The following is a 14090-nucleotide window of genomic DNA, read 5'->3' as shown; positions in this document are numbered from 1 at the left end:
ATTCTTTAATGCAAATTCAATTAGAAATTGAGCTGAAATATTGATTAAAAAACTTCCACCTCCAACTTCCATCTTCAAGCTTAAGCTATACATTTTCCCTTTCCATCTTCTCTCTTAAACTGTCCTCATACAATTTTGCGTCGCTCCACTGGGCGTGTTTCGAAGGGATAATACTGAATCCTTTCCGCTGGGCATACACTTTGGTATATTCAGCACCAAAAAAGATCAGCATGCAGGAATAATTGATCCACAACATCACCAGGATGACTGTTCCGGCAGCTCCGAAAGCTGAAGTCGGTTGCGCTTTGCTGAAGTAGAGGCTTAAAAGAAATTTCCCCAGAGTGAACAGGACAGCCGTTAAGAAAGCACCGCTCCAGACCGGTTTCCACCGGATCCGTACGTCCGGAAAAAATTTAAACATTAAAGCAAACAGCAGCATCGTTATCAGGAAGCCGACACTGAAATTAATAAACTGTACCAGAATATATGTTTCCAAACCAAAATAAGCCGTAATCCAGTCATTCAGAATACTGATAAGCGAAGAAAGCAGCATGGTAACCATCAATAGAAATCCGATGATCAGGATCAGTCCTAATGAGTTGGCGCGATCGATCAGGAATTTAACAAAAGCTTTTTTAGGAGCCGCTTTTACCTCCCACAGACTGTTAAGTGAATGCTGAAGCTGGAAAAATAAAGTAGTGGAACCGAAGATCAATGACCCGATTCCAATAATTTTCATAATAATATTTTCCTTATCAATCAGTGCTCCGGCAATCATATCCTGGATGCTTTTGGCAACATCCTGTCCCATAATCCCGCTGATCTGGCTGCTGATTTCCCCACGGATGGCTTCTTCACCAAAAAAATTCCCTGCAATCCAGATAATGATAATCAGTAAACCCGGAATGGAAAAAATTGCATAATAAGCCAGGCTCGCGGAATCATTGGAAGCAGAGGAATTGTTCCACTGCGTAAAGGTTTCTTTTAGTGTCTCCCAGAAAAATTTAATACGCTTCATCATTTTGTTATCATTTACATTAGAAAGGGTAGCCGATGGCAATGTTTAGTATAAGATTATCTTTCCGCCAGCTGGAGTCGCCGAAATTAATCCGGTCGAAAGCCCAGCGGTCACCTTTTTCGTAATAAGGAACCCTCAGCGGCATCGCAAGATCCAGCCTTAAAATCAAAATTGAGAAATCAAGTCTCAGACCGACACCGGCACCTACCGCGATTTCGCTTAAAAAATCTTTGGAGAATTTTGCCCCCGGCCGATCGGTGTCCTCATTAACTAACCAGACATTTCCGGCATCTGCAAAGACTGCCACATTCAGAAACTTATAAAGATTGGCACGGTATTCGGCATTCAGTTCAAGTTTTATATCACCCGACTGATCAAAGTAATAACCTTCCTGAATCGTTCTCGGATCAAAGCTTCCCGGTCCTAATGTTCTGGCGCGGAAGGCCCGTACACTGTTGCTTCCCCCGGAGAAAAACTGCCTGGAAAAAGGGATGTGTTCCGAATTCCCGTAAGGATAGGCAATGCCGGCAATAGCCCTCGTAGCGAGAGATGTTTTTTCATTGAACTTATGGTAAAACCGGAAGTCATTCTCAATCTTGGCAAACTGGCTGAACGGAACCCCGAAAATACTTTTTTCCTTATCCTTTTTTACATTGGCACCGGTTAAAAGGCCGGTTAAATTTCCTGCCAGATCCAATGTCCCTTTGTAATAAAAGGTATTGGCCTTAGGAAGCATGGTATTGGTATATGTGTAAGAATAGATCGGACCAAAAATCAATTGTCTTTCAACAACTCTTTTGATGGCATCACTTTTGGCCGCTTTCTCTTCATATAAAGGAGTGACATTGGCCGGGGAAACATAGGTAATATCCAGGATCTTCAAATCATGCTCTTTCCTTGCATTCTCTTTCCATACGTACCCGAATGAGCCGGTGAAGGTGTTCAGCGAGTAATATTCCGTCCGGTTCTGGAATTCGTAGCCTAAGGAAATATTGGTTCTCGGTACGAAAGCACTGGAAGAATTAAACCTGAACGGTGCTACGATCCTTGGAATGGAAAGCTGCGCATTGGCCCCGGTCCTGAAAATATTCTTAGCATTCTCCGGTCCGCCGATCTGAAAATCGAAGGCGCCGTACACCGAAGCTTTAAACTGCTCGGCACCGCGGAAAAAATTCCGGTGGGTCCAGTTAAGGTTTACTTCGCTCCCGGCATAGTTGGCTGAATTCGTTCTTCCCAGGGTTTCCAATCGGAGTGACTGCAGCTGTCTCGGGGTCAGTAAATAATACGCATCAAATCTGTGCTGTAAAGAATCCGAAACGATAAATTCATTTTTCACAAATTTGAAGACCCCTAAACTGATCAGCCGGTTCAGCGTAAGGTTATGATTGGTCCGGTTATAGAGATCTCCCGTTTTAAAGTATAAAGCCCGGTCGAAAATCTTCGGTTTGAACTTATGCTCGGGATCAATAACGTAAATATCGTTGTGCTTGTATTTCTCCAGCGAATCAGCATCCATCGGTACATTGTACTTTCCTTTTTTTACATCCTGAAGGTTATAATTAGGGAAAACGATTACTTTATCAATACTGAATTGCTCCGTTGAAACCTCCGGGGTGTTATCCTTCAGCTTTACACTCAGTTCAACTTTATGGTTTTTGCTTACGGTACTGTCGGCCTGCACAATAATATTATCCGGATGGAAATAATAAAAACCTCTTTCCTTTAACCGGTTGTCAATTCTTTCCCTTTCGGATTTAATGACATCCAGATCGAAAGGATTTCCTTTTTTCAGCAGGGTCCGGTCTGAAGTATTCCGCATTTCCTGGTTCACCAGAGAAGAATCTTTCTGAAACTTTACTTCGCTGATCAGGTACCGGGCACCCGGTTTTACGGTGTAGATCACCTTTGCCTTTTTGTTTTTAGAAATGGTATCGTAGGTGGCCTGTGCATTGAAATAGCCTTTGTTCTCCGAATAGTTAACGATGATATCTTTGTTGAATTCACGGTCTACATCACCCAGCAAAACAGGTTTTTCACCTATTTTATATTTCAGCCAGTAATTGAAGCCTTTTTCTTTCTTAGGCTCTTTGGCAATATTATAAAAATACAGTTTAGGCCGCAGTCCTAAAAACGACGAATTGGGTTTTGGTGTAAGATTGGCCTCAAGAGCACTCTGAAGTTCCTTTTTTTCTTTTTTAGGAAGGGTATCGTTTTCAATCTTTACTTCCGCACCGGTATACAGCATCTGTCCTTCTTTCAGAAACCTCGTGTTGCTACAGGAAAGTGCAACCGAAGCCATTCCGAAAGTAAGTATATATCTGAAATAAGTCTGATAATTTTTGTCCATTATTTAAATTCTACAACCTGGTTTTGCTTATTTTTTTTCTGTTCCTTCTGCCTGTTGTTTTTGGATCTTTGGAAGATCTCCCGGAATTTGTCGTAATCCAGCGTGATGATGAATCCTAATCCGGTTTCCACGATCTGCCCCTGAAGAGCCACCTGGTATTCGTTCTTACGGTAGGCACGCAGCATATATCTTTCGTCTCGGGAAAGGCTGTAATCTACGGTTACGTCCCCCGCAATATTCGTCATGTTTTCATTCTGGCGGGCATCTCCTTCAAGGGCAAAATTGCTTCCTACCGAAACTTTCAGACGGTCGTTCAGCAGTTTTTTGCTGAGTCCGACATTCAGGTCGGTTCTTGTATTTTTATTTCCGGTGGAATAATCCTCGGAAGATTCAAGGTCAAAATTAAGGTCTACGCCTTTGATCAGGTCGGAAGCCAGATTATTCAGCTGTTGCGAAAGAATCTTGCTCACACTCTGACGGGCCAGCATTTCCCCGGAGGTCCCGGCTCCGGATTGGAACGGATTTTCCCCTATAAAACGGTTCAGAAGAAGGAGGGCGAAAACCTGTTTGTTCATTTCGGACTCCTGGGTTCTCAGCTGCGACAGTTTCTGATCGACAATATCCGTCACGTTGGAAGAAACCGCATTGTTCTTTTCATCGGTTGTAATATCGAAAGTAATCACAGGCTTCAGCAGTTCCCCTTTCATAATCAGCAACGTGTTGAAAGGAATTTTCTGCTTAAACTGGTTTAAAGTAGAGGCCGCCTCACCGCTGATCTGCTGTTCCACCAGGTCGATCGGCGCCGTCTCGGTTTTATAAACGGCCGTAATATCCAGATTGGCGGTGGTCGGTTCGCCGGTCCAGGTAATGGTACTTCCTTTCTGGATGTCGAACTTACGTTTCAGGACGCTTACCGACATTTCGTAACTTCCGGATTCCACTTCATAGACGCCGACCAGTGTGGTTTTTCCTGAAGGATCCACACCACCGGTCAGTTCCGCTTCTCCCTGTAGTTTTACGAAATCCCCGTTGGCTTTATCAATAAGCAGTGACAGTTTGGCTTCCTTGCTGAGCTCGATGTTCACACTTACATCCATTCCTTTCATTCGGGTCTGCGAACTGATGGAATCTGCTTTGATGGTTTTATTTAAAGCAACCTGATCCTGATCGATAAATTCCACAATGCCTTCTCTTTCCTGCAGGGTAGGGGAAGTTTGGGGCAGGACAAAGGTAAAGTCAGTATCGTCCGTAACGGCCAGTCTACCATCTACTTTCGGCAGATCCAGGTTTCCTCTGATCCTTAAACCGGCGTCGATGGACAGGACCCCATACATAATCGCTTCGTTGGATTTTTCGGAATTGACCACTTTAAAGTCCTTTGCATTCACATCAAGATTGAAAGCAAAATCCCTGTAGGTCTGTGTTAAAACCTGACCGTCAATATTCAGGGAATTTCCGTCTTTATCATTAATTTTAAAATCGTTGAATTCAATACCACGGCTGGTAAAATCGATTTCATCATTCAGCTTTCTGAAATCGCTTCCCGTTTTGGCAATTTCGAGTCCTGCATCATTGAATTTTACCTTACCTAAAATATTCGGTTTGGCGGTGGTGCCGGTAATCTTTAGGTTTCCGGAGATATAGCCTTCGGTATTGGTGATCGCATTCATCGAGAATCCCTGTACGGATTTCATCTGAAGCTGGTTAATGGCCATATTCATGTCGAAGGTACTTGTGGAAGTATTGTAGTCGCCGAGAATTTTTACATCATTGTTGTTTCCGGAAAGTGCAATATTTGCATTCAGGAGATTCGGCGAGGTATTGTTCACTTTTACGGCAAGATTTCCAACCGGATTTCCATAGACAATCAGATCCGAAACATTAAGGTCGGAAGTAAACGTCAATTTTTTGGTTAAATCTCTCAGCTGTGCGGTTCCGTTGATGGTTCCTCTGGCTAAGACCGTATCTTTTTTAACCAGCTCCATAATGGTTTCGATCCTGAAATCTTTCAATGAAACATTCAGCGGTGCATTTGCGGTCTGACTTTCCGACTGTAATGAGATTTCACTACCACCGTTGGAGAGCCTGAAATTATCGGCCAGGATTCCGTTTTTACCGATCTGGATCCTGTTGTTTTCAGCTACGGTCCAATCAGTATAATTTAATTTTAAACCATTAGGATTTAGTGAAATTTCAGTGATGTCATTCAGGGATTTTGCATTTCCTGCGATCAGGAACTGGGTCACGTCTTTTTGATCCTTTGTGGTGATGTTGTAATTGATGGTATTGTTGGCAACATCTCCTTCGATACCCACTTTATTCAGGGCAAAACTCGAGCTTTTCAAGCCGCCCACATACAGATTGTACTGTAAAGCCTGATTTTGATTGGTTACCCTGATGGTGGCATTTTCAATGGAGTTTTCACCGTACAGCACCCGTGGAATCTGTCCGTCGATTTCTATTTTCTGCGAATCGGCATCGTAATTTCCGTTAAGGTTAATAGTTTCAAAACTTTTCAGCTCGGGAACAAACTTCCGGATCAGATCGTCATTTTTAATTTTTGCATTAAAGGTAAAAAACTGTCCGCCCTGGATCTTCTGCATTTTCCCCGGTTTCTGGAACTGATAGTATTGGTTAACGGTATTGGATAAAGCCCCGAAGATCTGGGTCAGTTTATATTTTCCCCTTAATTCCACATCGGCAATCTGCGAGTTGAGAACAATATTGGTAGAGTCGTTTGTAGAAGAGGCTTTCAGATTAACTTCCTGGATCGGATAGATTTCTTTGGTATCCGAAAAAGCAAAATCTTTTAGATTCAGATAGCCGTTCAGGTTGTCCGGGTCAAGATTTTTAAAATCCCCGTCAATTTTCCCGGCGAGGATCATCGGGTCTTTATAGAATCCTAATTTGTTTAAATCTAATTTATTGATGTTCCCGTTGATTTTTACGGTAGGATTTTTCTCATTGTAAACTCCGGAAGCCGTTAAAAATAAATTGGCGTTCGGATCTTTGGAATTTAAAACAACATCGTATGCGCCTCTTCTTATTTTCCCGGTCAGGTTCATATTCTGATAACGGTATCCTTTGTATACAGCGGAAGCGACGTGGCCTTTCAGGTCAGCGTTGGCATTTTTGAAATCGAAACTTTCTCCCTTGGCATAGATCTGTGCAGAGATAGGTCCGATGTCTTTATTCTGGATGATTTTTCCGATCTGCAATCCCTGTAGATTAGCTTTTACGGTGTAAAGCTCCCTGTTTTTTCTGCGCATATCCAGGTTGGCATCCATGGAAGCATTTCCTAAAGTAGAGTAGAGGTTCAGATTGGCATTTACCACTTTGGTCGTACCTTTTGCCGTTCCTTTGATACTCATCTGCGAAGGCAGGGAGATATTGGATGGAATGGTATTTTTAGGAACAAGGTTAAAGATAGTCCTGGCGGATGAAGACAGTTCGGCAATTCTTAAATCATAATACAAATTATCAGGGTTCATAGCATTTTTTACCCTTCCCGAAGCGGCAACCCGCAACTGATCCAGTCCGGAAACTTTAAGCTTATTGATCAGAAGGTCGTTTACGCTTCCTTTTACATTGGCATCCACGTTAACGATAGCATTCGGATATTTATTGAAAGGTGCTGTATTTCTCAGGGTCGGAACAAGGTTCAGGATATCGGAGAACCCGATTCTGGAATCTTCGATATTGGCAGAAACCTGTACGGCACCTGGATTGGAGCTTAGCTGTTCGATGGAATTGTAATTTAACACCACCTCATCCCGCAAAACAGTTTTTGGGGTCTGTAAATATAAATCTTTTAGATAGGCTTCTTTCTGGTTATAAACAAAATCCGTATTGAATTTCTGAATATTCAAACCTCTGGCTTCTTGTATTTCCGCTGAATTGACGCTTCCCGCGAAGGTATTGTCCTGCATTTTGAAATCCTTTACTTCGATATTCAGCTTTGAAAAGTTCAGGTGGTTGAAATCCATTCCCTGTCGCGTCGGGGCAATGGCGGTATTGTTGTAGACCACTTTCACATCATTCAATACAAGTTTTCCAAGCAGCACCGCCAAGGCTTTCTGTTGGTCTGCAGTTTTGGTTTCGGCATCTTTAGTATCTTTCGGATTGGCATCTTTGGCAGGAAGATACAGGTTGGCATTGATATTTGCTCCTGAAAGGATAACGTTACCGACATCATAAGCGTTGTTCTGAAGGTCAAGTTTATTTACTTTTGTGCTGAGCTCTTTGAATAAAACCTTGGCAAAAGTTTTGGTATTGTCATCACCGTAATCGATGTTGAAGTTCGTCAGTTTAATTCCTTTGAGACCAAGCTGCATCGGCTTTTTATTGTTCAGGGAATCTACTTTTTTCTCAACTTTACCTGAAACTTCCTCGATAAGATCCTGTTTCAGCTTCAGTTTTAATCCGTCCAGATTGATGTCGTTGATCGCATACTTATTGTTCTGAAGATCGAAAGTCTGTACCCGGGTATCAAAGGATTTGAAATACAGCTGGATGTCGTTTCGTGACTGCTGGTCGTTAAACGTAACCCCGATATCTTTTAATTTAATTTTATCCAGAGAAATAATGAAAGGTTTTGAAGGGCTTTCCTCTGTGTCGGTAGTGGCAAAAGCATCGAGAATATAATCGAAATTAAAGGTGCCGTCTGGTTTTCTTACTACATTGGCTCTGGCACCTTCCAGATCTACTGATGTAATATCTGCCGTGGAACTGAGGAGCTTTGTCATATTCAGGCCGACATCCAGTTTTTTTACCGCAAGAAGGGTATCGATGTTCTGACCTTTTAAATAAAGGTTTTCCATGATAAGGCTGTTCGGAAAGCCAATGTAGACCCTTTCGAGGCTGACCTTGGTTTTGATTTTCTTTTCAAGATATACGACCAGCTTGTCTTTAACAAAATTCTGAACGGCCGGAAGTCTTAAGCTGAGGATAATTAACGTAAAAAATACCAAAATGGATATAATGGTAATGGCAAAACGCTTGAAGAGTTTTCGGGTGTTGATTTTCAGTTTCAAAGTGTGATTGGGTTTAAACAAATATAATAATACTTTCTGTACTGTTTAGATGTTATGGTACCCATTTGGAATACAAAAATCCTGCCTTGACTGCCTGCTAATGGAATTTAGTTTAGTTAATTGTCAAGTGAATCAGTTGATGGAGGCAGTCAAAGCATGGATTTGGTTTAAAAAGCCCTCTTTTTTAATCATTTTCTCTGTTGAAAAGGTTGCGTAAAATGAAGTTTAATTTAAAAAAGAGGGCATGGCATGGTTTATATGTTGAGATAAAAATGTTTTATTCGTTTCCGTTTTCCCATTTCACTTCCTCTCCCTGCGGAGCGGCACCGCCTTTGGCTACGGTAACGGGCGGGTTTTCCTGGTTGATGTGGTAAATATAAGCCGCAATTTTTTCGGCATCCCTTCCGGTAATGGTTCCTTCTTTGATCATGGGACGCATGGCCGGATTGTTGGGCGAACCGTTTTCCAGCATCCAGATCACGTTCTTGAACAGGCTTTTCTGTTTGACGTTGATCCAGTGGGTATCGGTTAAGTTCGGTCCTATTCCGCCTTTCGCACTTTCACCATGGCAGGTAACGCAGTTGGTTTTAAATAATTCCTGACCTTCTGCGATGTTGTCTGCACTGTATTTTGCGTTTTCCAATGTGATCTGAGGGGCTGTTTTTTCAAATTCCGCAATGGAAGCCAGCATTATTTTGGTATCGCTGTTGAGTTCAGCCTCCGGATGCGCATAATCAGTAAAGGCGAAAGCCGTAAGATAAACCGCACAGAAGATACAGCCGAAGTAAAACAGGCCGATCCACCATTTGGGAAGCGAATTGTCGAGTTCTGTAATGCCATCGAAACCATGATCGATCAGGAGGTCTTTTTCCTCCGTCGCCGACTGTTTCCTGAAGGCGGAATTCCAGAGTTTCTGAAAATAAGGCGTGTTTTTGTTTTTTATAAATTCTGCCTTTTCTTCGTCCGACAGTTTTTTAAAGTTCTCGTTCTCGATCAGATCCCCGATGGAATTCAGGATGAGAAGAAGAATAATTGCAACCAGCATCAGTCCCCAGAAAAAGGGTGAAGAAAAATATCCTGAATCCGGGGCGAACATTTCAAATGCCATGATCGCCAGACCTGCCGTGACGAGGATATAGATGGAAATGGGTGTTCTTGTTTTCATGTTAATTCATTTAAATTATTCAGCACTGGCAGTTTGAATCTGAGTGGTTTTGATATCGGTTCCCAGCCTTTGCAGGTAAGCGATCATTGCTACGATTTCCCTTTTTTCCAGCGGAACAAAAGAAGCTCCTTTGGCCGTTTTATCTTTTTCGATCTGGTCTCTGACGTCTTTCGCTTCGGAATAGATCCTTTTCACGATGCCGCTGGCCTGGTTATCTGCCCATTGGTTGGCGGAATCGATTTCAGCTTTGGTGTAAGGGACGTCGAAGTAATTTTTCATCAGCTTCATTTTGTTTACCGTCTGGGTCCGGTCCAGCGTATTGCTGATCAGCCATGGGAAGCGCGGCATGATGGAGCCTGCTGAGGTAATCCTCGGGTTGTACATGTGTTTGAAGTGCCAAGAATCCGGGTTTCTTCCGCCTTCCCGCTGCAGGTCCGGGCCGGTTCTTTTGGAACCCCACAGGAAAGGCCGGTCGTAAATGAATTCCCCCGCTTTGGAATATTGCCCGTTCTTCCCTTCAAACCTTACGATTTCATCACGGAACGGGCGGATCATCTGCGAATGGCAGGCATTGCAGCCTTCCCGGATATACAGGTCCCGTCCTTCCAGTTCCAGCGGCGAGTACGGTTTTACGGCGGTAATTGTCGGAACACTCTGTTTTAAAGTCAGGGTCGGGATAATTTCCACCAGACCTCCTATCGCTACGGTAATAAACGCCAGGATGGCCATAATTCTCGGGGTCCTTTCGATCCACAGGTGAAGCCCTTCGCCTTCTTTTCTTCCGGAACCGATTTTGGCCAGTGCCGGAGCTTCCGCCGGAACGTCTTTCTGGAATGAACCTGCTTTAATGGTTTTTATCACATTCACCACCATCAGTATGGCACCTGACAGATAGAAAAGTCCTCCCAAGAAACGCATTTTGTAGTACGGAATGATCGCAGTTACGGTATCCAGCCAGTTTTTCCAAACTAGCGTTCCGTCCGGGTTGAACTGCTTCCACATCAGCCCTTGGGTAAATCCTGAAATGTACATCGGTACGGCGTAGAAAATAATTCCCAGGGTTCCCAGCCAGAAATGCCAGTTGGCTAATTTTTTAGACCAGATTTCCGTTCTCCACATCACCGGAATCAGGTAGTAAACGATCCCGAAGGCCATGAACCCGTTCCATCCTAAGGCACCGATATGCACGTGGCCGATCACCCAGTCGGTGTAATGGCCGATTTTATTTAAAGATTTAGTCGCTAAAAGAGGACCTTCGAAAGTGGCCATCCCGTAACAGGTAACAGCTACGACGAAGAATTTCAGGATCGGGTTTTCCCTTACTTTATCCCAGGCTCCCCGTAAGGTAAGAAGCCCGTTCAGCATTCCGCCCCACGATGGTGCGATCAGCATGATGGAAAATCCGGTTCCCACCGCCTGGGCCCAGGCCGGAAGCGCGGTATACTGCAAATGGTGCGGTCCTGCCCAAAGGTAAACGAAGATCAGCGACCAGAAGTGGATGATGGATAATTTGTAGGAGAATACAGGCCTGTCGGCGGCTTTCGGTAAGAAATAATACATCAGGCCGAGAACAGGCGTTGTCAGTACGAAGGCTACCGCATTATGGCCGTACCACCATTGTACCAAAGCATCTTTTGCGCCTGCGTAGATGGAATAGGATTTCCAGGTGGTAAACGATAACGGAACTTCCAGGTTATTGAAGATATGAAGCATCGCCACGGCGAGCCACGTTCCCATATAAAACCAGATGGCTACATACAGATGGCGCACTCTTCTTTTCGCAATCGTCCCAAACATATTGATCCCGAAGATCACCCATGAAACGGTAATTAAAATATCGATAGGCCATTCGTGCTCCGCATATTCTTTAGACGTATTGATTCCCATTAAAAAGGTAATCACTACGGAAACAATCATGATCTGCCAGGTCCAGAAGTGGATCCAGGATAAGGTATCGCTGTACATTCTGGTTTTCAGCAGCCGCTGCATGCTGTAATAGGCCCCGCAGAAAAACGAGTTGCAGACAAAGGCGAAGATCACGGCGCTGGTGTGCAGCATCCTGATCCTCCCGAAGCCCATGGCGCCCTGGGTATTGATGAGTCCCTGGATATTTCCTGAAGTTAAACTTTTAATTGTGGTGTCATCGGTTCCGAACAGGAATTCCGGCAGTTCGGGATAAAAAAGCATCAGGGCGGCGGTAAGTCCGAGTAAGAATCCTACCAGGCCGAATGCGATGGTGGCATAGAGGAATGCTCTGACAATATTATTGTCATACTTAAATTGTTGCGTCTCCATAATTCTATGTGTTGTACTGAGTTGATATTGGTCTCTGGAAGCAGGATTTTTTAAGTAAAATTTTAACCCAAACCGTCAGAAGACAGAAATATCATGCGGTGTCGTAATGTTTTGACAAAGGTATTTACTAACTTTGTGGAATTCTAATAGATATCCTTCTAAAATATACCGAAAACTACTAAAATGAAAGAGCTGAATATATGCGGGCAGAACATCAGGAAAATCCGGCGGAGCAAAGACCTTACGCAGGAATACATGGCTTTCGAGATGGGGATTTCCCAGAAGGCTTACTCGGATATTGAGAATTCCAAAGTGAAGATCAATCTGGAGATCCTGACTAAAATTTCGGATATTTTAGAAATCAAGCCCTCCGATATCTGCAGCATCTCTCATAAATGCGGCAACGATTTTGAAGACAAGTACCACGAACTGGTTGCATATATGAAGAAGAACGGGATTGAGGTTCCGAAAGAGCTGTTGTAATATCTTTAATTTATATTCTATATATTTTCATTAACATCCTTTAACTTTTACCGGTCTTTCCTATCATAACAGTATCTATGATTTTTCATTTTTCAATGAATTATTTATTGGATATAAATTCCTATTTTCACCGATGATTAATTGATACAATATGATAAGACTATTTTTACTATTTTGCTTTACACTTCCTGTTTTGGCTTTGTGTCAGAAAATCGGAATAAAGAAGGACAAAGTCCTCTACAACGAGAAGGAGGTAGCCGTAATAAAATCGCCTTACCGGAACCATTATGAAGTATATACCCTCGATGATAAGAAAGCTTTTGATCTGGACCTGAAAGGCGTAGCGCTGAGTGGACAGGAAATTTTATATTACCTGGACATGAAATCCGCGGACGGACGCACAACCCAGATTCCTTACGAGGTACTGGTAACTTCTTTTAAAGTAGACCGAATTATTGCCCATCAATTGGGCGTAAAATATAATTTCTTTACGGATAAAGGATTAAATACGGAAGAGATCAACCGCTTTTTCGATGTGAAACGCGAAAACCTGGGCGACAAATACCTTCAGGCCAAAGCCGGAAGCATCGCTGCGGAGAATGACCGGCAAAGTACGCTGAGCAACATCCGGTCCATCTACAATCCTAGAATCGGCTCGAAAGGGGAGATCCTGGTGAATAACGGATCCTATCCGGCGAAGATCATCGGCTATTCGTCGATGTTCAACTGCGGCTTCAGTTCTGCAAACCCCTGCCTGGAGGTGCGTGACCTGGACGGAATCCGCGTAGCGACTTTGTACCAGAGCAACCGGGGCATTAAAACCTATGTTGTAAAGACGTTCGACAACAATGAATTTACGTATCCTTCCCCACGGACGTATGCACCTTCGGATTATGCTTTTATGAACGAATTCGTTACTTATCTTTTCGCGGAAGGCTATACTTTGGGGCACCAGGCGTACCAGAAAAACCAGGAACTGCAGCAGGCCAAAATAAAAGATGCCGTAGACCGCAGCATCAACCTGTATGATGTTCCGGGATATGTGGTGGACCGTTCCGGCAAAAAGACCGAAGGCCTGATTACCATCTGGTTCGAGCAGCTGGATACCGAAAGAACCGGCCAGAAGCTGCCGTCGGAAGGCGCCGATCTGTTCGGGCAGCGCGTAACCCTGAAAACCAGCCTGCCAAGAGGAATGGGAACAAAAACCTACAACGCGGATTCGGGGATCCGTTTCTGTGTACCGTATAACGGTGGCGAAGACTGCTATTACGGACTGGATGTAAAAGGAGAACTGATGAAAAAACTGCAGAATTACGGAGCGCTTCACGGCAACAACTATTATTTCTACCGTCTGGTGGCAAAAGAAAATAAAATTATGCTTCTTCAGGATCCGGTGGAGCTTCAGAAATATGTGATCAAAACCGACATCCAGCCGAAAGGGCAGATGATCGATAACCGGTCCAGCGAAAAGCTATCCCTGAAACTGGCCGATTACCTGAAAGACTGCAAACCGGTTTCCGAAAGTTTAAAGAACAACAACCTGGATCTTAAAAACCAGGACAACCTGATCGGCATCATCACCGAATACGGCAAGTGTAAGAAATAAAGCGGATTAAAGGCTTACCCAAGGCGGGGCAATCAATTTCAATTTGATTGCCCCGTCTTTTTTTATGTCCATAACAGAAATTTTTTAAAAATAAATTTTAATGCGACGAGTTTTGACGCTGTGCCCAAATACTTTTGCCTCAG

The 14090-nt window shown here is 43.5% G+C and carries 7 protein-coding genes; 2 read left to right on the top strand and 5 right to left on the bottom strand.

Going from position 1 to position 14090, the window contains the following annotated elements; all coding sequences use genetic code 11:
- Nucleotides 1-85 precede the first annotated feature (85 nt).
- The 5 genes from CHA01nite_RS08710 to ccoN form a co-directional block, all read right to left on the bottom strand.
- A complete protein-coding gene (locus CHA01nite_RS08710; RefSeq protein ID WP_146940931.1) occupies nucleotides 86-1021 on the bottom strand; it encodes a YihY/virulence factor BrkB family protein in 936 nt (311 codons plus the stop codon).
- A 16-nt stretch (nucleotides 1022-1037) separates the two neighbouring features.
- Nucleotides 1038-3365, bottom strand: coding sequence for a translocation and assembly module lipoprotein TamL (gene tamL, locus CHA01nite_RS08705; protein ID WP_146940930.1), 2328 nt, complete (start codon nucleotides 3363-3365; stop codon nucleotides 1038-1040).
- Complete coding sequence (locus tag CHA01nite_RS08700; RefSeq protein ID WP_146940929.1) at nucleotides 3365-8398, bottom strand: translocation/assembly module TamB domain-containing protein; 5034 nt, start codon at nucleotides 8396-8398, stop codon at nucleotides 3365-3367. Before CHA01nite_RS08700 ends, tamL begins: the two co-directional genes overlap by 1 nt.
- Before the next feature lie 277 nt (nucleotides 8399-8675).
- The gene (locus CHA01nite_RS08695) at nucleotides 8676-9563 is read right to left on the bottom strand and encodes a cbb3-type cytochrome c oxidase N-terminal domain-containing protein (protein ID WP_146940928.1); all 888 of its coding nucleotides are present in this window, start codon (nucleotides 9561-9563) and stop codon (nucleotides 8676-8678) included.
- 15 nt (nucleotides 9564-9578) lie between these two features.
- Nucleotides 9579-11858, bottom strand: coding sequence for a cytochrome-c oxidase, cbb3-type subunit I (ccoN, locus tag CHA01nite_RS08690; protein ID WP_146940927.1), 2280 nt, complete (start codon nucleotides 11856-11858; stop codon nucleotides 9579-9581).
- 183 nt (nucleotides 11859-12041) lie between these two features.
- On the opposite strand from ccoN, the gene CHA01nite_RS08685 reads away from it, so the two are divergent.
- Both CHA01nite_RS08685 and CHA01nite_RS08680 read left to right on the top strand, forming a co-directional pair.
- Nucleotides 12042-12341 carry a helix-turn-helix domain-containing protein gene (locus CHA01nite_RS08685; RefSeq protein ID WP_146940926.1) on the top strand — a complete coding sequence of 100 codons (300 nt, stop codon included), beginning with the start codon at nucleotides 12042-12044 and terminating at the stop codon, nucleotides 12339-12341.
- Between the two features lie 151 nt (nucleotides 12342-12492).
- Nucleotides 12493-13947 carry a hypothetical protein gene (locus CHA01nite_RS08680; RefSeq protein ID WP_146940925.1) on the top strand — a complete coding sequence of 485 codons (1455 nt, stop codon included), beginning with the start codon at nucleotides 12493-12495 and terminating at the stop codon, nucleotides 13945-13947.
- The last annotated feature ends 143 nt before the right edge of the window (nucleotides 13948-14090 follow it).

Source organism: Chryseobacterium hagamense (genome assembly GCF_007991455.1).
Taxonomy (GTDB): domain Bacteria; phylum Bacteroidota; class Bacteroidia; order Flavobacteriales; family Weeksellaceae; genus Chryseobacterium; species Chryseobacterium hagamense.
Note: the sequence above shows the minus strand (reverse complement) of the source record. Positions and strands in the feature narration are given on the sequence as shown.

Excerpts from the sequence above, each read along its gene's own strand:
- CHA01nite_RS08685 (WP_146940926.1), top strand. The coding sequence starts at position 12,042 with ATGAAAGAGCTGAATATATGCGGGCAGAACATCAGGAAAATCCGGCGG.
- tamL (WP_146940930.1), bottom strand. The coding sequence starts at position 3,365 with ATGGACAAAAATTATCAGACTTATTTCAGATATATACTTACTTTCGGA.
- CHA01nite_RS08680 (WP_146940925.1), top strand. The coding sequence starts at position 12,493 with ATGATAAGACTATTTTTACTATTTTGCTTTACACTTCCTGTTTTGGCT.
- CHA01nite_RS08695 (WP_146940928.1), bottom strand. The coding sequence starts at position 9,563 with ATGAAAACAAGAACACCCATTTCCATCTATATCCTCGTCACGGCAGGT.
- CHA01nite_RS08710 (WP_146940931.1), bottom strand. The coding sequence starts at position 1,021 with ATGATGAAGCGTATTAAATTTTTCTGGGAGACACTAAAAGAAACCTTT.
- ccoN (WP_146940927.1), bottom strand. The coding sequence starts at position 11,858 with ATGGAGACGCAACAATTTAAGTATGACAATAATATTGTCAGAGCATTC.